This is a genomic window from Variovorax paradoxus NBRC 15149 (assembly GCF_001591365.1).
GTDB classification, from domain to species: domain Bacteria; phylum Pseudomonadota; class Gammaproteobacteria; order Burkholderiales; family Burkholderiaceae_C; genus Variovorax; species Variovorax paradoxus.
Genome location: NZ_BCUT01000001.1, coordinates 139,610 through 157,820, shown reverse-complemented (window position 1 = coordinate 157,820; position 18,211 = coordinate 139,610). Strand labels below are relative to the sequence as shown.

The 18,211-nt window shown below is 66.6% G+C and carries 21 protein-coding genes; 11 read left to right on the top strand and 10 right to left on the bottom strand.

Annotated features, from left to right (window positions below; genetic code table 11):
- Positions 1-3: 3 nt before the first annotated feature.
- From VPA02S_RS00780 to VPA02S_RS00750, 7 genes are all read left to right on the top strand, one after another.
- Entirely contained in the window at positions 4-792 is a 789-nt protein-coding gene (locus VPA02S_RS00780) for a sterol desaturase family protein (protein WP_012747457.1), read from the top strand.
- Positions 776-1,732 carry a fatty acid desaturase gene (locus VPA02S_RS00775; RefSeq protein WP_062361486.1) on the top strand — a complete coding sequence of 319 codons (957 nt, stop codon included), beginning with the start codon at positions 776-778 and terminating at the stop codon, positions 1,730-1,732. Before VPA02S_RS00780 ends, VPA02S_RS00775 begins: the two co-directional genes overlap by 17 nt.
- 3 nt (positions 1,733-1,735) lie before the next feature.
- Entirely contained in the window at positions 1,736-3,679 is a 1,944-nt protein-coding gene (locus VPA02S_RS00770; RefSeq protein WP_062361484.1) for a beta-ketoacyl-ACP synthase III, read from the top strand.
- Positions 3,663-4,547: a DUF6999 family protein gene (locus VPA02S_RS00765; protein WP_018906106.1), complete on the top strand. Its 885-nt coding sequence runs from the start codon at positions 3,663-3,665 to the stop codon at positions 4,545-4,547. The genes VPA02S_RS00770 and VPA02S_RS00765 overlap by 17 nt, the downstream gene beginning before the upstream one ends.
- Positions 4,548-4,579: 32 nt before the next feature.
- Entirely contained in the window at positions 4,580-4,948 is a 369-nt protein-coding gene (locus tag VPA02S_RS00760) for a hypothetical protein (protein ID WP_012747461.1), read from the top strand.
- Positions 4,935-5,165 (top strand): hypothetical protein, encoded by a 231-nt coding sequence (locus VPA02S_RS00755; RefSeq protein ID WP_012747462.1) that lies wholly within the window; start codon positions 4,935-4,937, stop codon positions 5,163-5,165. Before VPA02S_RS00760 ends, VPA02S_RS00755 begins: the two co-directional genes overlap by 14 nt.
- Before the next feature lie 222 nt (positions 5,166-5,387).
- On the top strand, positions 5,388-5,969 hold the full coding sequence (locus VPA02S_RS00750; RefSeq protein WP_012747463.1) for a hypothetical protein: 582 nt from the start codon (positions 5,388-5,390) through the stop codon (positions 5,967-5,969).
- On the opposite strand, the gene VPA02S_RS00745 is transcribed toward VPA02S_RS00750, so the two are convergent.
- Positions 5,963-6,799 (bottom strand): metal-dependent hydrolase, encoded by an 837-nt coding sequence (locus VPA02S_RS00745; protein ID WP_018906105.1) that lies wholly within the window; start codon positions 6,797-6,799, stop codon positions 5,963-5,965. The genes VPA02S_RS00750 and VPA02S_RS00745 overlap by 7 nt on opposite strands.
- A gap of 113 nt (positions 6,800-6,912) precedes the next feature.
- On the opposite strand from VPA02S_RS00745, the gene VPA02S_RS00740 reads away from it, so the two are divergent.
- Positions 6,913-7,527 carry a TetR/AcrR family transcriptional regulator gene (locus VPA02S_RS00740; RefSeq protein ID WP_018906104.1) on the top strand — a complete coding sequence of 205 codons (615 nt, stop codon included), beginning with the start codon at positions 6,913-6,915 and terminating at the stop codon, positions 7,525-7,527.
- An 11-nt stretch (positions 7,528-7,538) separates the two neighbouring features.
- Here VPA02S_RS00740 and VPA02S_RS00735 read toward each other — a convergent pair whose 3' ends face one another.
- The gene (locus VPA02S_RS00735) at positions 7,539-7,907 is read right to left on the bottom strand and encodes a nuclear transport factor 2 family protein (protein WP_018906103.1); all 369 of its coding nucleotides are present in this window, start codon (positions 7,905-7,907) and stop codon (positions 7,539-7,541) included.
- Entirely contained in the window at positions 7,907-10,435 is a 2,529-nt protein-coding gene (locus VPA02S_RS00730) for a sodium-translocating pyrophosphatase (RefSeq protein ID WP_155247878.1), read from the bottom strand. Before VPA02S_RS00730 ends, VPA02S_RS00735 begins: the two co-directional genes overlap by 1 nt.
- A 254-nt stretch (positions 10,436-10,689) precedes the next feature.
- Here VPA02S_RS00730 and ppa point away from each other — a divergent pair, with 254 nt between their 5' ends.
- The gene (gene ppa, locus VPA02S_RS00725; protein WP_012747468.1) at positions 10,690-11,217 is read left to right on the top strand and encodes an inorganic diphosphatase; all 528 of its coding nucleotides are present in this window, start codon (positions 10,690-10,692) and stop codon (positions 11,215-11,217) included.
- 30 nt (positions 11,218-11,247) lie between these two features.
- Here the strand turns inward: ppa and VPA02S_RS00720 are convergent, their stop codons facing one another.
- Positions 11,248-12,429, bottom strand: coding sequence for a GNAT family N-acetyltransferase (locus VPA02S_RS00720; protein WP_018906101.1), 1,182 nt, complete (start codon positions 12,427-12,429; stop codon positions 11,248-11,250).
- A 19-nt stretch (positions 12,430-12,448) separates the two neighbouring features.
- Here VPA02S_RS00720 and VPA02S_RS00715 point away from each other — a divergent pair, with 19 nt between their 5' ends.
- A complete protein-coding gene (locus VPA02S_RS00715) occupies positions 12,449-14,143 on the top strand; it encodes an NAD+ synthase (RefSeq protein ID WP_018906100.1) in 1,695 nt (564 codons plus the stop codon).
- The gene (locus tag VPA02S_RS00710) at positions 14,140-14,478 is read left to right on the top strand and encodes a P-II family nitrogen regulator (RefSeq protein ID WP_012747471.1); all 339 of its coding nucleotides are present in this window, start codon (positions 14,140-14,142) and stop codon (positions 14,476-14,478) included. The genes VPA02S_RS00715 and VPA02S_RS00710 overlap by 4 nt, the downstream gene beginning before the upstream one ends.
- A 24-nt stretch (positions 14,479-14,502) precedes the next feature.
- Here the strand turns inward: VPA02S_RS00710 and VPA02S_RS00705 are convergent, their stop codons facing one another.
- The 6 genes from VPA02S_RS00705 to VPA02S_RS00680 all read right to left on the bottom strand — a co-directional run bounded on the left by VPA02S_RS00705 (position 14,503) and on the right by VPA02S_RS00680 (position 18,012).
- A complete protein-coding gene (locus tag VPA02S_RS00705; protein WP_018906099.1) occupies positions 14,503-15,093 on the bottom strand; it encodes an LOG family protein in 591 nt (196 codons plus the stop codon).
- Positions 15,094-15,124: 31 nt separating this feature from the next.
- Positions 15,125-15,532 carry a diacylglycerol kinase gene (locus VPA02S_RS00700; RefSeq protein WP_012747473.1) on the bottom strand — a complete coding sequence of 136 codons (408 nt, stop codon included), beginning with the start codon at positions 15,530-15,532 and terminating at the stop codon, positions 15,125-15,127.
- Positions 15,529-16,095: an RDD family protein gene (locus tag VPA02S_RS00695; RefSeq protein WP_026284176.1), complete on the bottom strand. Its 567-nt coding sequence runs from the start codon at positions 16,093-16,095 to the stop codon at positions 15,529-15,531. Before VPA02S_RS00695 ends, VPA02S_RS00700 begins: the two co-directional genes overlap by 4 nt.
- A gap of 14 nt (positions 16,096-16,109) precedes the next feature.
- Positions 16,110-16,904, bottom strand: coding sequence for a DUF3106 domain-containing protein (locus VPA02S_RS00690; RefSeq protein ID WP_230537904.1), 795 nt, complete (start codon positions 16,902-16,904; stop codon positions 16,110-16,112).
- A gap of 116 nt (positions 16,905-17,020) precedes the next feature.
- Positions 17,021-17,449 carry a DUF3619 family protein gene (locus VPA02S_RS00685; protein WP_012747476.1) on the bottom strand — a complete coding sequence of 143 codons (429 nt, stop codon included), beginning with the start codon at positions 17,447-17,449 and terminating at the stop codon, positions 17,021-17,023.
- Complete coding sequence (locus tag VPA02S_RS00680; protein ID WP_012747477.1) at positions 17,446-18,012, bottom strand: RNA polymerase sigma factor; 567 nt, start codon at positions 18,010-18,012, stop codon at positions 17,446-17,448. Before VPA02S_RS00680 ends, VPA02S_RS00685 begins: the two co-directional genes overlap by 4 nt.
- Positions 18,013-18,211: the final 199 nt, after the last annotated feature.

The following is an 18,211-nucleotide window of genomic DNA, read 5'->3' as shown; positions in this document are numbered from 1 at the left end:
GGGATGGCGCAAAGCTTCATTTCGTTGTCGGCCCTCCAGGTGATGTGCTGGGGGCTGATCTTTTTCGGCGGCATCTACCTGGGATTCGGTGTCCTCAACTGGCTACTGGCCCGGCGGGTGCTGCCCGCGCTCGGCATCGGGCGCGTGCTCGACCCGCGGCCGCTGCAGCCGGGGCAGCTGCGCCGCGAACTGGCGCAGTCGGGCGTGTCGGTGCTCGTGTTCGGGCTGGGCATGGTGTTTCCGTGGGGCTTGCTCCAGCTGGGCTGGGCGCGGCTCGATGCCGACGCGGGCTGGCGCCAGGTCGCGGCCGAAATCCTGGTGCTCGCGATCTGGAACGACGTTCATTTCTGGTTCAACCACCGGCTGCTGCACACGCGCTGGCTGCGGCGCTTTCACGGGCCGCACCACCGTTCGGTCGTGACCACGCCATGGGCCACGTACAGCTTCCATCCGATCGAGGCGGCCATGCTCGGCAACGTGATCCTGCTGCCGATGCTGCTGCACGACTTCAGCTTCTGGTCGCTCGCGTCGGTGCCGCTGTTCAGCCTGTTCTTCAACAGCATCGGGCACTCGAACTACGACTTCTTTCCGCGGGCGTCGTACAGCCACTGGTTTGCCGCAAGCCGCCGGCACCATTTGCACCACGCCTGCCACAGCGGCAACTACGGCTTCCAGTTCACCTTCATGGACCGGTTGTTCGGCACGCGCATTGCCGCCGACGCGGCCGAGCCGCAGTTCCTGGCCTTCCGCGAGAAGCAGCAACGCCAACCGCAGCATGGCACGCCGGCCTGAGGCGCCGCGCTGGCCGGCGCGCCTTCGCCATGGGCGCGACTGGCAGAGCCTGGCGTACCTGGCGGCGCTCCCCGCGCTGGCGGCATGGCAGTGGGTGCACGGCTTTGCCGTGCTGCTCTATGCGCCGATGCTGTTCCTGACGCTGGGCGTGGGCGTGATCCACCACAACCACGTGCATCTGCGCATGTGGCGCGGGCGGCGCATGAACCGGTTCACCGACTTCTGGATCACGCTGCTGCAGGGGCATCCGACCTTCGTCTTCTGGCCGGCGCATGTGGCCAACCACCATCGCCACCGGCACGGACCGCGGGACGTGGCGCGCACCTACCGCTTCGGCGGCGACACCAACCATCTGCGGGGCTACCTGCTGCATCCGTTCCAGGCCGTGTGGGTGCTGGTGCCGGTGTTCTTCGGCTGGCTTGCGCGGCTTCGCAGGCACCGGCCGGGACCCTGGCGCTACTGCATGGCGCAGTACGCCCTGTGGCTCGGCAGCTGGAGCGCGCTGCTGCTGCTCGACTGGCGCAAGGCCCTGCTGCTGGTGATCGTGCCGCAGCTGCACGGGCTGCACTGGCTGCTGGCCACCAACTATCTGCAGCACGCACATGCCGACGGACGCCGGCCCGTGCCGGATGTGGAGGCGCGGCGCGATACCGCGGGTACCCGCCTGAACTACGCGCGCAATTTCGAGGGGCTGGTGAACCCTTTGCTGTTCAACATCGGCCTGCACACCGCACATCACGAGAACCCGCATGTCCACTGGTCCGAGCTCACGCAGCTGCATCGCACGCGCTACCGCGCGCAGGTCGATCCTGCGCTCAACGAGCAGGGACTGGTGCCCTACATGGTTCGCGTGTTCGTGCTCGGGGCGCTGTGGCCGCGTTTTCGCAGCCGCCCGCTGATGCCGCCCGTGCCCGTGCCGCCCGAGTCTCCAACCCACTGAACCATGCCCGTCCCATTCCAACGCGTCTATATCGAGAGCGCCGGCTACTTCATGCCCGGCGAGCCCATTCCCAACGAGCGCATGGATGCCTACATCTCGCCGCTCAACCGGATGTCGGAGCGCATCAAGCGGCGCATCCTGGCCGAGAACGGCATCCTCACGCGGCACTATGCGATCGACGAGGAGGGCATGACGCGCCACACCAATGCGCAGCTGGCGGCAGGCGCGATCCGCGACTGCCTGCGGCGCGGCGGCGCCGAGCTGTCGCGCGTGTCGCTGCTGGCCAGCGGCTCTTCGGGCGGCGACACGCTGATGCCCGGTTTCGCCAACATGATCCAGGGCGAACTGGCGGCACCGCCCATGGAAACGCTGTCGGTGCACGGCATCTGCGCCGCGGGCGTGTCGGCCATCCAGTCGGCCGCGCAGGGCATCGAGCTGGGGGCACACCGCAGCGCGCTCGCGGTGGCCAGCGAAATGCCCTCGCGGCTTTTCAAGCGCTCGCGCTTCGCTGCGCGTGGCTACGAGACCGACTTCGATTCGCACTTCCTGCGCTGGATGCTCTCCGACGGTGCGGGCGCGCTGCTGCTGTCGGACGGTGCACCTGCGCTGGCCGGCAACCCGGGGCTGCGCCTGCGGCTCAAGTGGGTGCACCAGCGCGCGTTCTCGGGGGACTACCCGGTATGCATGCAGCTGGGCCTGACCGAGGACCGCGCGCGCGGCCATCTCGATTTTGGCTCGTGGGCCGAAGCGGAGGCGGCGGGTGCCTTGTCGCTGCGGCAGGACATCCGCCTGCTGCCGCACCTGTTCGACATCGGCATTCATGAATACGCAACGCTGGTGCAGGGCGGATGGCTCGATCCGAAGCGGATCGACCACTTCCTGTGCCACTACTCGTCGGAGAAATTCATTCCCGTGGTCGAGGACCTGATGGCCAAGGCCGACCTCGCCATTCCGCGCGAGCGCTGGTGGAGCAACTTGGCCTGGCGCGGCAATACGGGGGCCGCGTCGATCCTGATCATGCTGTCGGAGTTCCTGCACTCCAAGGCGCTGAAGCCGGGCGAACAGATCTTCTGCTACGTGCCGGAATCGGGGCGCTTCATGGCCGCCTACATGCTGCTGGAGGTCGAGGCGGCCGAGGCGCCCGCCCGGGCGGTGGCCGTTCCGCGCACCACGGCCGACGCGGCCCCGGACGAAGAAGCCGCGATCGCTCCGCCGCACGACCCGGCCGCCGCGCCCGAAGGCCTCGGCGCGCTGCTGACCGAACTGGCCGGCATCTGGCACGACTACCGCTCGCGCGCCTGGCGCACGCCGCTGATCCGCCAGATCCGCGAGCGCCGCCTTGCCTTGCCCGACTACCTGAACTGGATGGAGCAGTGGATCCCGCAGGTGCGCGAAGGCAGCCGCTGGATGCGCGAAGGCGCCGCTTCGCTGACCGGCCCGTACCAGGCGCTGGCCGCGCTGATCGACGTGCACGCGGGCGAGGAGCAGGACGACTTCAACATTCTCTTCAGCGACTACCGCAAGGCCGGCGGCACCGTCGAGCGGATCGACGATCTGCGCCGCAACCCTGGCGGAGAGGCGCTCAATGCCTACCTGCACGGCCTGGCCGCCACGCGCAACCCGATCGGCCTGCTGGGCGCCATCTACATCATCGAGGGCACGGGCCAGCGCATCGTTCCCGCGCTGCTGCCGCTGATCAAGGCCGGCCTGAAGCTGCTGCCCGACGCCTTCCGCTTTCTCGAATACCACGGTCACAACGACGAGAACCACCTGAACCGCTGGCTCGCCGCGGTCGAGATGGTGATGGCCGTGGAAGGCGGCGAGGGCGCCGAAGGCCGGGGCCGGGCGGCCCGCCAGATCATCGACACGGCGCGCCACACGGCCGCGCTGTACCTGATGCAGTTTCAGCACATTACACAGCGGATGCCCCATGAGCCGAACGCCTGATTTTCTTGCGCAGGGTCACGACGAGCGCGACCCCAGTCCCTGGCTCGCGCTCTACCTGGACCAGAGCACGCCGCTGCCCGACGAGGTCAAGGCGGCATGGCTGGCCGACTCGAGCTCGGGCTCGCGCCAGTACCTGCTGCCGTTCCTGCGGCCAGTGGCGCGGCTCACGATCATCCTGATCCAGGTGGTGAAGGTGTTCGTGCCGCGCAACTGGTCGCACTCGAAGCTGCTGCACCGGCTGCTGGCCTGGGGGCTGAAACGCTTCGTCTCGCCGGAAGCGAACTGGCTGATCCTGCGGCATTTCCACCTCGGCTCGCAGGTGCTGGGCTTCATCGGCCGCAATTCGCCGGTACCCGTGGGCACCTCGCCGCTGGAGCCGGCCGACATCGATGCGCTCAAGGACGAGACCTTCCTGAAGCACGACCTGAATCTCTTCAACTTCGTGATCCGGCTGAACCAGGCGCTGCGCGACAAGGGGCTGGTGCTGGCCAAGGCGCCCGAGGTCGATTTTTCGATGATCAGGGACCCGGGCCTGCGGCTTTCCGACATGCCGCGCGGCAGGCTCAACTTTCTCGACCTGCAGAGCGCCATCGAGCTTTTCACGCCGCTGTACCAGCTGATGCTGACCGACAACGACTTCTGGCGCGCCGCCAATTCGCTGCAGCTGGACGAAACCATCGGCATCTACGCGGCCACCTTGCTGGGCGCCCCCGAGCACCTCATCCTGGTGAACAACAAGCATCCGCTGGTGCCGCTTTCGACCCTGCGGGCCGGGCACCGGCTGGTCATTCACGGGCTGTCGACGGAGATGCTGCACAGCCTGCTGCGGCGCATGCAGGCCGCGCAGGGGGCAACCCCCACGCCGTAGCAGCCACTTGCATAAGCGTATGCTGCCCCCAGATGCAATCCATGAACACGACCCATAATCCGTCTTCCAAGACCGATCTGGCAGTGACCCACGTGCTGGCTCAACTGCTGGAGCGGCTTGAGCACAGCGCCGTCCCCGTAGGCGCCGAGCAGTACCGCTCGGTGGTAGAACACCTGGTGCACGAATTCAACGACGTTGAACCCGGCGCCGACCTGGGGCGTCTGCTGGACGCCTATCCTGCCGCCGCCGAGGTCTACGAAAACCTCAATTACCAACATGCCGGCCTCTGCCGCTCGGCGCTCGACACGGCGCTTGCGGCCGAAGTCAGCGCGAGAGAAGCCATTGCACGCGCCATGCGCAACACCGAACCGAAAAAGGACAAAGCCGATGGCCAAAGCTGAGGTCAAGACCGCCGTTGTGGCCGATGGCCTGCGTTACAAATCGAAGGCACCGGGCTCTCCGTTCCGCGCTTCGGCGTCGTTCAGCGGGGCCACCATGTCCTGCTTCATGTGCGGAAAGCACCGCGTACGGTCGCAATTGCGCACCCGCCAGGTGCTGGGCAAGTCGCAGACCGTTTGCGCGCCCTCGTGCAAGGCGCTCGACGAATCGCTCGAATAAGCCGGATTCGCGGGCCTAGCATGGCGGCGCGACGCCTTGGCGACATGCCCGAGCGTGAGAATTGCAGATTTTCTTTCCAAATCGCCTGCAATGGATATACAGTTAGACACAATTGATGCATTTATTGCGTTAGTCAAAAGTTCTAATTTGTAGTCGACGGCAAATGATTTTGTGTATGTGCAATAACGCCCAGTGCCGGGCGATTTGCGGAAGGAATCTGCAATGAACAAGTCGCGCCACGTGGTCATGCAGGTGGTCAAGCGTTCCTCCGGCAGTGCGACGCACCATGTGGAATTCCTCATGGACAACATCTTTGCGGAGCGCCTGCGCCAATTGCGCTCGCTGGTTCCGCCGCTGGGCAGCCTCAACAAGCAGCGCGACCTGGTGATCGACAAGGTGCGCGCGCGCCTTCCGAACGCCGTCTGGCGCACCGGAAGCCATGTCGACGAGGGCGTGGAGGGCTCCTGCATCGTCATTGCGGCGGAAGGCTCGTTCAATTGCGGCGGCAAGGACCGCCTGACGCGCGAAAAGCTGGTGACCTACAACTTTTCGATTTCGCGCCTGATCGAATTGCACGCCGAACGCCCCGACGGCGAAACCCTCTACATCCGCGACGGCACCTTCGCCAACGACGAGCCCGCCGACTCGGCCGCGGGCCTCTGGGTGGCGTCGCTGACCGAACAGGAAACCGTGATGCGCATTCCGGATGCCCCTTCGGACTTCGACACCCTGCACGACCTGGCAATGCGCCCCGAACAGCGAGCCGCCGCCACTCCTCCCAGCCACAGGGCCAGTTTCTACTGAAGAGCCTCGGCCGCCGCGCCTACCGGCGTGTAGTGTGCGCGGTTGTTCTCGAGCCAGCGTGCCGACAGGCTGCTGTCCTGCTGCGCCGGATGGAAATCGGCGCGAAAGTAGCTGCGCCAGGCCCGCCAGTTGCCGCCGAGCAGGCCGCCTCTGCCGAGCAGGATGCGCGCGGCGCTCTTCCAGGTCGCCCATTTCCACAGCTGGCCTTCGCGGCGCAGGTTGTCGGCGGTCTGGCGCATGAGGTCGTCCAGGAACATCAGCGTCACGCGCCGGAACCAGCGCCTGCGCCAGGCGTCGGACCCTTGCGCAGCCTTGTAGATGTCGAACGCCACGGCCTTGTGCTCCAGCTCTTCGGCGCTGTGCCAGAGCCACATGGTGCGCAGCCGCGGCTCGGCGCCGTCGAGCACCTGGGGGTGGGCGAGCAGCCATTCGGCGAACATGGCGGTGAAGTGCTCCGTGGCTGCGGTGGCTGCCAGCGCATGGCGCGGATCGGCGCCCTCCAGCAACTGCATGCGCCTGGCGGCGCGGGGAGTCCAACCGTCCACCAGGCCCTGGTCCTGCAGGTGGGTGTTGAAAAGCGAATGAATGCGCCGGTGCGTAGCCTCCTGGCCGATGAAGCCGCGCACGTCGGCGCGAAGCGCTTCCTGTGCTTGCGCCGGCAGCGTGGCCGCGGCGTCGCGCACGGCATCGATGAAGAACTGCTCGCCGAACGGAAAGCTCATCGACAGCGCATTGAAAAAGGCGGTGGAGAATGCGTTGCCGCCGCACCAGTTGCGGCCGAACGGCGTTTGCAGGTCGATCAGAAGGCGGCGCACGACAAGGTCGGCCATGGCTGATGTTCCTTGGAAAATGCGATGCGGTACACATTCGTACCAATTTCCTGGAATGGTGCACGCCACGGCTGGTACCGTCAAGTACCAATGCGGAGGACAATGTCTTTTCCATGAGCATCGCGACTGAAAAACCAGCCCTTGAGGCCGCCTCCGCAGAGCCGGCCCACGAGCACTACGCCCGGCTGCTGGAAGGCATGGCGCGCGCCGTGGCCGCCAAGGGCTACGCGGACACCACCATTGCCGACATCGTGCGGGAGGCCGCCGTGTCGCGCCGCACCTTCTACGAGCATTTCACGACCAAGTCGGAGTGCCTGATCGCGCTGTACGAGGCGGCCAGCAAGCTGGCGCTGCGCGCGGTGAGCGAAGCCTTCGATCCGGCGCAGCCCTGGCATGCGCAGGTGGAGCGGGCGATCACCGCGTATTTCGACTATCTTGCGCAGGATCCGCCGCTGCTGCGCACACTGTTCGTCGAGATCCTCGGCCTTGGCATGCCGGGGCTGGCGGCGCGGCGCCGGGTGAACGGCGAGATCGCCGGCTTCATCCAGGCGGCCATCAACGGCGGCCCCGCGGCGCACCTGACGAGCGAAATGGCGATGACCGTGGTGGGCGGCATCAACGAACTGGTGCTGCAAGCCATCGAACAGGACCGGGTGGGTGAGCTCGGCCAGTTGGTCCCGCCGGCCACGCGCCTGGTGCGCGCGGTGGCGGCAGAGAGCGCCAGGTAGCGAGAGCCGCCTCAGGCGGGCCTGGCCTGCGCCGGATCGTAGAAGAACTCTTCCTGGGCGATGCGCTCGCCCTCCCAGCGCTGCCAGGCGAGTTCTTCCATGCGCATGGCCTTGCCGTCCTTGAAGCGGAAATCGAAGACCCAGCGGATCACCACGTGGTCGCCGTTCACGAACACCGGGCGCACGCAGGTCGAAACCACCGAGGCGGTGCGGTCCAGCGTCGCCTGCTCGCGCGCAACCAGCGCGCTGCGGCCGCGCCGGGGCTCGGCCTGGTTCTCGCGCATGGTCGCGTCCTCGGTGTAGTAGTCCTCGATGGCCTGGGCGTGCGCACCGCTCTCCACGGCGGCAATGAAGGCCTCGAGTCTTTCCGTGGTGGGCATCAGGCCTTGACCTTCACTTCGACGCGGCGGGCTTCGCTCGCGGGCCCGTCCGCCTGGGTCTGCTCGGGCTTGGCAAGCTCGATCTTGTCGGCGGGGGCGCCGGCGGCCTTGAGCGCATCGCCCACGGCCACGGCGCGCTGCTTGGCGAGCTCGGCGTTCTTGGCCGGATCGCCGCTTGCATCGTGGTAGCCGCTCACGAGCAGGATGCTGCCGCTCTGCACGGCCTTGATGACATCGGCCAGTGCTTCCTTGGCATTGGGCGCGACCTCGGCCTTGCCGCTCTCGAAGTAGAACTTCACCACGCCGTTCTCGACCTTCACGGCCGCGGCGTCGGCGGCTGCCACGGTGCCGGAGGCCACTGCCGCCACCGGCGCTGCGGGCGCGGAGGGCTGGGCAGCGGCGGCCGGCGCGGTCGCTGCCGGAGGCATCTCGACCTTGTGCGGCACGGCCGCGGCCGCATCGCCGGCATGGAACTTGACCACCAGCGGCACGATCAGCAGCGCCACGATGTTGATGATCTTGATCAGCGGATTCACCGCCGGGCCGGCCGTGTCCTTGTAGGGGTCGCCCACGGTGTCGCCGGTGACGGCCGCCTTGTGCGCCTCGGAGCCCTTGCCGCCGTGGTGGCCGTCCTCGATGTACTTCTTGGCGTTGTCCCATGCGCCGCCGCCCGTGCACATCGAGATGGCGACGAACAGGCCGGTCACGATGGTGCCCATCAGCAGGCCGCCCAGCGCCTTCGGCCCGAGCACCAGCCCGACCAGGATCGGCACCACCACCGGCAGCAGCGAGGGGATCATCATTTCCTTGATGGCCGCGCCGGTCAGCATGCCCACGGCCTTGCCGTACTCGGGCTTGCCGGTGCCTTCCATGATGCCGGGGATCTCGCGGAACTGCCGGCGCACCTCCTCGACCACCGCGCCGGCCGCCCGGCCCACGGCCTCCATGGCCATGGCGCCGAACAGGTAGGGAATCAGGCCGCCGATGAACAGGCCGACGATCACCATCGGGTCGCTCAGGTTGAAGCTGATGTTCAGCCCGAAGCTCTCCAGCTTGTGGGTGTAGTCGGCAAAGAGCACCAGCGAGGCGAGGCCGGCCGAGCCGATCGCGTAGCCCTTGGTCACGGCCTTGGTGGTGTTGCCCACAGCGTCGAGCGGGTCGGTCACGGCGCGCACGCTGTCGGGCAGCTCGCTCATCTCGGCAATGCCGCCGGCGTTGTCGGTGATGGGACCGTAGGCGTCGAGCGCCACCACGATGCCCGCCATGCTCAGCATGGCCGTGGCGGCCACCGCAATGCCGAACAGCCCGGCGAGCGCATACGAGGCCATGATGGCCACGCAGACGCAGATCACCGGCCAGGCCGTCGAACGCATCGAGACGCCCAGGCCCGCGATGATGTTGGTGCCGTGGCCCGTGGTGGAGGCCTGCGCGATGTGCTGCACCGGCTTGTACTGCGTGCCGGTGTAGTACTCGGTGATCCACACCAGCGCGGCCGTGAGCGCCAGGCCGACGAAGCAGGCGCCGAACAGCTTGAGCTGGCTGCCGCTCGCGGCAATGGCGTTGTCGGGGATGAGCCAGCTCGTGACGAACCAGAACGCGATCAGCGACAGAAGGCCCGCCACCGCCAGGCCCTTGTAGAGCGCCGGCATCACGTTGGTCATGCCCGGCGAGGCCTTGACGAAGAAGCAGCCGATGATCGACGCGATGATCGACACGCCGCCCAGTGCCAGCGGATAGAGCACCGCATTGAGCGGCGCCGCCGTGACCATCAGCGCGCCCAGCACCATGGTGGCGATCAGCGTGACGGCGTAGGTTTCGAACAGGTCGGCCGCCATGCCGGCGCAGTCGCCGACGTTGTCGCCCACGTTGTCCGCAATGACGGCCGGGTTGCGCGGATCGTCTTCGGGAATGCCGGCCTCGACCTTGCCCACCAGGTCGGCGCCCACGTCGGCGCCCTTGGTGAAGATGCCGCCGCCCAGCCGCGCGAAGATCGAGATCAGCGAGGAGCCGAAGGCAAAGCCGATCAGCGGGTTGAGGATGGCCGAGAGGCTGCGGTCCGGCGTGAGATTGCCGTTGCCCGCCAGGAACCAGTAGAAGACCGAGACGCCCAGGAGGCCCAGCCCCACCACCAGCATGCCCGTGATGGCGCCGCCGCGGAATGCGACGTCCAGCGCCGGGCCGATGCCTTGCGTGGCCGCCTGCGCGGTGCGCACGTTGGCGCGCACCGACACGTTCATGCCGATGAACCCGCAGGCGCCCGAAAGCACCGCGCCCACCACGAAGCCGATGGCCGTGGTCGCGTCCAGGAAGATGCCGATGAGAATGGCCAGGACCACGCCGACCACCGCGATGGTGGTGTACTGCTTGGCGAGGTAGGCCGATGCGCCGGCCTGGATGGCGGCCGCGATTTCCTGCATCCGAGCGTTGCCCGGGTCCTTGGCGAGAATCCAACTTCGGGCCCAGAAACCGTAGCCGACGGCCACGAGGCCGCAGACGATGGCGAGTATCAGGGGGGTGTTGCCGATCATGCTTTGCTTCTCCATTCGTTCGTTGTGACTAGTGGAGACGGACAGCATGGGTCCTGCGCGCAACGCGTACGGGACCCAGGTTTTCCGTCGCGTTGCTTCCTCGAAGCTCGCAGCACCGAGGTGCGGAGCCGATTGGCCAACGGGTGCAATTTACAGGCAAAAACAAGAACGCGTGCGACCGGGCCGTGACACGGAAAGTAAACTCCGGGTTTGTCCCCATCTCCCCTCATACTTTTCAACTACTCGAAAACGTCATGTCCTTCGACAAAGTCTCCCCCGGCAAGAACATCCCCGACGCCTTCAATGTCGTGATCGAAATCCCGATGAATGCCGACCCGATCAAGTACGAAGTCGACAAGGAATCGGGCGCGATCTTCGTCGACCGCTTCATGACGACCGCGATGTACTACCCGGCCAACTACGGCTACGTGCCGCAGACCCTCTCCGGCGACGGCGACCCGGTCGACGTGCTGGTGATCGCGCCGTACCCGCTCCTGCCCGGCGTGGTGGTGCCGTGCCGCCCGCTCGGCATCCTGATGATGGAGGACGAAGCCGGCGTCGACGGCAAGGTGCTGGCCGTGCCCACCGACAAGGTGCTGCCGATCTACAGCCACTGGAAGTCGGTCGACGACGTGAACCCGATGCGCCTGAAGGCCATCAGCCACTTCTTCGAGCACTACAAGGACCTGGAAGCCGGCAAGTGGGTCAAGGTGCTGGGCTGGGAAGGCATCGACGCGGCCAAGAAGGAAATCGTCGACGGCATCGCCGCCTACAAGAAGTAAGCGGCTTCCCGGGTGTTCGCGGCCGGCTGCTCAGCCGGCCTTGAAGGGGCTGCGTTCGCCCAGGTGGTCCATGTAGTTCTCGATGCCTTCGCCCTCGCGCTCGAGAAAGCGTTCGACCGCGTCGGCGAAGCCGGGGTGCGCGAGCCAGTGCGCGCTGGTGGTCTTCACCGGCATCAATGCGCGCGCCATCTTGTGCTCGCCCTGCGCCCCGCCTTCGAAGCGCCTGGCGCCGTGCGCAATGCACCAGGCCAGCGGCTGGTAGTAGCAGGCCTCGAAATGCAGGCAGTCGACGCGCTCCACGGCGCCCCAGTAGCGGCCATAGGCCACCAGCGCGTCGTCCCCGTGGGTGGACAGCGCGATCAGGCTCGCCGCGATGGGCTTTCCTCCGCGCTCGGCGACGAACAGCAGCCAGGCTTCGGGCATGGTGTCGGCCATGCGCTGGAAGAAGTCGCGCGAAAGATAGGGCGGGTTGCCATGCTCGCGGTAGGTGCGCGCATAGCAGCGGTAGAAGAAATCCCAATCCGACCGGGCGATGTCTGCGCCGCGCGACCAGCGAAAGGTCACGCCGGCCTCGGCCACCTTGCGGCGCTCCTGCCGGATCTTCTTGCGCTTGTCGTGCGACAGGCTGGCAAGAAAGGCTTCGAAGTCCGCGTAGCCGGCTGTTTCGCCTGATTCCCCCGGGGCGGCATTCGTCCAGTGGAACTGCACCGTGTTGCGCAGCATCAGGCCCGCTTCGGTGCAGGCGGCAATGTCGGCGTCCGCGCCGAACAGCAGATGCAGCGACGACAGTTCTTCCTTCCTGCACCAGGCCACCAGTGCCTGCACCAGCAGCGTGCGGTCCTGCGCATCGCGCGCCAGCAGGCGTGCGCCGGGCACCGGCGTGAACGGCACGGCCACCACTGCCTTGGGATAGTAGGCAAGCCCATGCTGTTCGTAGGCATTGGCCCAGGCCCAGTCGAAGACATATTCGCCATAGGAGTGGGTCTTGATGTAGGCCGGGCAGGCCGCCCGCAGTTCCTTGCCACGCCACAGGGTGATGAACTGCGGCATCCAGCCGCTTTCGGGCGAGGCGCTGCCGCTGTCGTGCAATGCCGAAAGGTATTCATGGCGCATGAAGGGCGAGGGCTGCGCCTCGGCCGCGAGGAGGGCGTTCCATGCTTTCGGGTCCAGGTCCGACAGCGACGCCACCACCCGAATGACATAATCGTTCAAGCCTTTTTCTTCCTTCCGTATGACGCTCAAGCTCGCCATCGCGCAACTCAATTTTGTGGTGGGCGACCTCGCCGGCAACGCCAGGAAAATCGTCGATGCCGCGCGCCAGGCCCACGCCCAAGGTGCACGCCTTCTGCTGACGCCCGAACTCTCGATCGCCGGCTATGCGGCAGAGGATCTTTTCCTGCGTCCCGCCTTCACCGAAGCCTGCGATGATGCCGTGAAAGGCATTGCCGCCGCACTGGCCGATCTCAAAGACATGGTCGTGGTGGTGGGGCATCCGACCGGCGGCAGCCTGCGCAGCCGCTCGGTGGCGGTGCAGATGCGCTACAACGCCGCCAGCGTGATCAAGGAAGGCCGCATCCTCGAAACCTACGCCAAGCGCGAGCTGCCGAACTACCAGGTGTTCGACGAGCGCCGCTATTTCACGCCGGGGCAGGGCACCTGCGTGTTCGAGGCCGGCGGCGTCTCGGTGGGCGTGCTGATCTGCGAGGACGCCTGGTTCGACGAACCGGCCGAACTGGCCCGCGCGGCGGGTGCCGAAGTGCTGGCCGTCATCAACGCGTCGCCGTACCACGTCGGCAAGGAAGGCGAGCGCGTGGCGCGGATGGCCGACCGGGCGCGCGCCGTCGGGCTGCCGCTGGTCTATGCGCACCTGGTGGGCGGGCAGGACGAAGTGGTCTTCGATGGCGCCTCCTTTGCGCTGCAGGCCGACGGCGCGCTGGCCATGCAGGCCGAGAGTTTCAAGGAGAGCCTGGTCTTCATGCAACTGGAGCGCTCGCCCCAGGGCATGGGTGTGGTGGCGGCGCCTTCGGCCATCGCTGCGCCGCGCGAAGCGGAAGCCCAGCTGTGGGATGCACTGGTACTGGGCGTGCGCGACTACATCGGCAAGAACGGCTTTCCTGGCGCCATCCTGGGGCTCTCGGGCGGCATCGACTCCGCATTGGTGCTTGCCATCGCGGTCGACGCACTCGGCAAGGACAAGGTGCGCGCCGTCATGATGCCGTCGCCCTACACCGCCGACATCAGCTGGATCGACGCGCGCGACATGGCCACCCGCCTGGGCGTGCGCTACGACGAGATCTCGATCAAGCACACCTTCGAGTCGTTCAAGGGCGCGCTCGCGGATGAGTTCAAGGGCCTGCCCGAGGACACGGCCGAGGAGAACATCCAGGCCCGCATCCGCGGCACGCTGCTGATGGCGCTGTCGAACAAGTTCGGCTCGATCGTTCTCACCACGGGCAACAAGAGCGAGATGGCCACCGGCTACTGCACGCTCTATGGCGACATGGCAGGCGGCTTCGCGGTCATCAAGGACCTGCTGAAGACCACCGTGTTCGCGCTGGCCCGCTGGCGCAATGCGCACGACCCGTACGGCACCGGCGCCTCGCCGATTCCCGACCGGATCATCACGCGGCCACCGAGCGCCGAGCTGCGGCCCGACCAGACCGACCAGGACAGCCTGCCGCCCTACGACATCCTCGACGGCATCCTGGCACGCTACATGCAGGACGACGAGGGCATCGACGAGATCATCGCCGCCGGCTACGAGCGCGCGGTGGTCGAGCGGGTTGCGCGGCTCATCAAGATCAATGAATACAAGCGGCGCCAGGCGCCTGTGGGCATTCGGGTGACCCACCGGAGTTTCGGCAAGGATTGGCGTTACCCTATCACCAGCAAGTTCAACGAAACCGCCGGAGCGCAAAAACCATGAAGCAGATCACCGCCATCGTCAAACCCTTCAAGCTCGAGGACGTACGCGAAGCCCTGGCTGAGGTGGGCGTTACCGGCCTCACAGTGACCGAGGTCAAGGGCTTCGGGCGCCAGAAGGGGCACACCGAGCTCTATCGTGGTGCGGAATACGTGGTCGACTTCCTGCCGAAGATGAAGGTGGAAGTGGTCGTCAACGAAGGCGACGTGGAGCGCTGCATCGAAGCCATCGTCAATTCCGCGCGCACCGGCAAGATCGGCGACGGAAAGATCTTCGTCACCGGCGTGGAGCGCATCGTGCGCATCCGCACCGGCGAGGAAAACGAGAACGCCGTCTGAAAAAGGCCCGCTCCGGGAAGCGCGCTACAGGTTTTCGGCCAGCCGGTCGTCGCGGGGGTGCAGGGGCACCTCGGCGCGCAGCGCGCTGAGCAGTTCGGTGGGGTTGGTGCCGGTGCGGATCAGTTCCATCTGCCAATCGCCCATGAAGCCCTCGCGCACGCTGTGCGCCAGGAAGCCCAGCAGGCCGTCGTAGTAGCCGGCGGTATTGAGGATGCCCGTGGGCTTGTCGTGGTAGCCGAGCTGGCGCCAGGTCCAGATCTCGAACAGTTCCTCGAAGGTGCCAATGCCGCCCGGCAGCGCGACGAAGGCGTCGGCGCGCTCGCCCATCATGGCCTTGCGCTCGTGCATGGTGTCGACCACGTGGAGCTCGTCGCACAGGGGATTGGCCAGTTCCCGGTCGACCAGCGCCTTGGGAATGATGCCGACCACGCGGCCGCCGGCGTTGCGGGTGGCCTCGGCCACCGTGCCCATCAGGCCGGTGCGTCCGCCGCCGTAGACCAGCTGGCCGCGGTGCGCGCCGATCCACTGGCCGACCGCTTCCGCGGCCTTGGAAAACTCGACTCGCTCGCCGGGTCGCGAGCCGCAATACACACAGATCGAAAATTCAGGATTCATGCCGCCATCATGCCTCGTGCGGCGGGCATCTTCATGACGCGAAGCGATGCCACAGCGCCGCCAGCCAGATGCCGCCGCACAGGGTGAGCGACAGCAGCACGGCGGCGCTGCCCATGTCCTTGGCGCGCTTGGAGAGGTCGTGCCATTCGGGGCCGATGCGGTCGATGGCGGCTTCGACCGCGGTGTTGAGCAGCTCGACGATCATTACGAGGATGGCGCTGCCGGCGAGCAGGGCCACTTCGACCCAGCTGCGGCCGAGCCAGAAGGCCGCCGGGATCATCACGACGGCCATGATGGCTTCCTGGCGGAACGCCGGCTCGCTCCAGCCCGCGCGAAGGCCGTGCAGCGAGATCAGGGTGGCATGCCACACGCGCTCGAGGCCCTTGCGGGCCTTTTGCGGGTTCACGGCGGGGTCGGGAAGCTTGGGCAGGGCACTCATCGGCGGCTCATCGGCTTGGAGGTTATGAGCCGCGTACCGGCCCAGGCGTCGTGCCAGAACTGGCGCTCGGGGTGAAAGCGCGCCAGCAATGCCCAGACGGCGACCCATCCGAAGATCAACACCGTGGATTCTCCGCCCGAAAGCTTGAAAGGCGCGATGGCGGCCAGCGGCGGCAGGAACCAGATCCAGCTGAGCAGGTAGCGCAGGAGCGCGCGGGCCTGGGTGAGGGGGCGTCCGTGCGCATCGACGATGCGGATGTTCCAGGTCTTCATGGCCAGCGTCTGGCCCCGGGTCCAGAACCAGACGAAATAGACGCCGAACACCACGAACAGGAAGGCCTGGAGCAGGTGCCGGCGGGAATCCATGGCGTCGCGCATCTGGCCGAGCGTGCTGAACAGCCAGCCCGCGACGAACACCACGGCGAACAGCAGCATGCCTTCATACAGCCAGCATGCCATTCGCCGCCACAGGCCGGGCACTATCAGAAGAGGAGCGCTGGAGGGGGTATCTGCGAGCGATGAAGAGGGATTCGATTCCGAGAACTCGGAAGAATTTGAAGCCATCGAAACCTTGGGAATCAGGGAGGCAAGGGCTGCTCGGCGCCACGGCCTGCAGGGTTGGAGGCGGACGGTGATGGCGACGATGGCGGCGAAACCTGGGCGGCCGCCGATGATGGCATGGGTACCTGGGCCTCGGCCGGAGTCGGCTGCGACATGGTGGCGGACGGGGAGGGCGCGGAGACGGCGGACGGGATGCGTTCCGGCGGGGACGCCACCATGATGGCGGCGGGCACCGTGGCTGGCACGGAAGCGGCAGGCGGGGCCAGCATGATGCGGGGGGTGTGCTGCCCCGCCGGCGTCACGGCCGGCACCGTCACCAGCTTCTGCGCAGGAACCGGGCGCACCGGAATGGCAGCGCCGCGTGGCTTGGCGGGCGCGCGCTCCGCCAGCCGGCGCTTTTCTTCCTCGCTCAGGGCCTGGTACTCCTCCCACTTGGCCTTGCGTTCGTCGGCAGGGACGCGTTTCACCTCGGCAAAGTTGAGGCGCGCCTGGGCCCGCTGCTGATTGCTCAGGGCGGCCCATTCGATCATTCGGCTGTGCAGGGTGGCTTGGTCATCGGCCGACATGTTCGCGTAGTTGCGTGACAGTGCCAGCCATTTGCGCTTGTGCCCCGGGTTCAGGGCGTGCCAGTGCGGCGCGAGCGGCCGCAGCGCCTGCTGCTGCTTCGCGCTGAGTTCGCTCCAGTACGGCCGGGTGGCCGGGGCGGTTTTCGAGGCGGATGGCGGCGAACCCGCCGCCTGTGCGCCGCTGCCGGCGGATTTGAGCGGCTGCTCCGAATGCGTCTGGGCGCTGGCGAGCGTCAGGCCGAACAACGCAGCGGCAAGGACACCCGCCCAAATGACAGCGCCCGACGTTGGCGGGCGCAGCGGGCGAGGCGTATCGGTGCGGGAAACGGGAGGGCGTCGCATTCGTTCAACAGAGAAATGACTCAGTCGGAAGCGCCATCCGCCTTGACCTTGAGAAACTGGGCAAAACCAGGGTCGGTGTAGGCGGCAGGGGGAAGATCGTCCGTCAGCAGGGCGGAATCGACTTCGGCCAATTCGCTCGCCCGGTCCTCGTCCTGCATCACGCTGATGGTGATCAGCCCTGCAGCCAGTGCAAGCAGGGGCACCACCGAGCCGATGCGGGTCCACCAGCCGCCGCCCATCGTTGCCACATGGCCGGACTGCATGACCGTCGAGGCTGCCCGCAGCTGGGGTGCCTGCTTGCGCATGGCGACGGCTTGCGCGCGCGCGACCCGCAGCCGCTCGCCGATGTCGTGCGGCAGCTCCTGGTTGCCCTCGGACAGCCGCGCAGCGATGCGCCGGCCGAATTGATCCTCGGCAGCAAAAGAAGAGGTTGGAACCTTAGTGTTCATAGCGAAATTCCCTTGGCTTTGAGCGCCTTGCTCAGGGCGTGCACGGCCCGCGAACAATGGGTTTTGACGCTGCCTTCGGAGCAGCCCATTGCAGCGGCCGTCTCCGCCACATCCATTTCTTCCCAGTAACGCATCAGGAAAGCCTCGCGTTGACGACCTGGCAAAGCCGCGATCTGTTCTTCGATCTCGTGGAAGATCTGGGCGCGGCGGGTCGTGTCCTCGGCACTCTCCGTTTCTCTGGAGTCGGTTGGCGAGACGAAGTTCTCCAGCAGATCGAAATCTCCGTCGTCTCCGGCAGATTCGAAGTCGCCGAGGTTGGAGAACAGGGCGCGGCGGGTCTTCTGACGGCGGAACCAGTCGAGGGTGCAATTCGAAAGAATGCGCTGGAACAGCATCGGCAGCTCTTCCGGCGGCTTGTCGCCGTAGTGCTGCGCCAGCTTCATCATGCTGTCCTGCACGATGTCGAGCGCGGCTTCCTCGTCCCGCACGTGGTAGACCGAGCGCTTGAAAGCGCGCCGTTCGACGCTCTTCAGAAAGTCGGAAAGTTCTTGTTCAGTGGCCAAGCGAGAGGGGGCGCCGGGGGGCGCCGCGTGGGGAATGGATGTCGGGAAGCGCTTATGTTTTTCTGCCGCGGATTATGCCCCGGTGCCTTTTCACCGGGTTTTTTGCGCGGCGGCTGGCTCATCAATGTCATAATCCGCGCTGCAAGTCAAAAGGCAAACGGGTCAAGGTCCGGCGGAACATCAGTCCGCTCATGGCTTT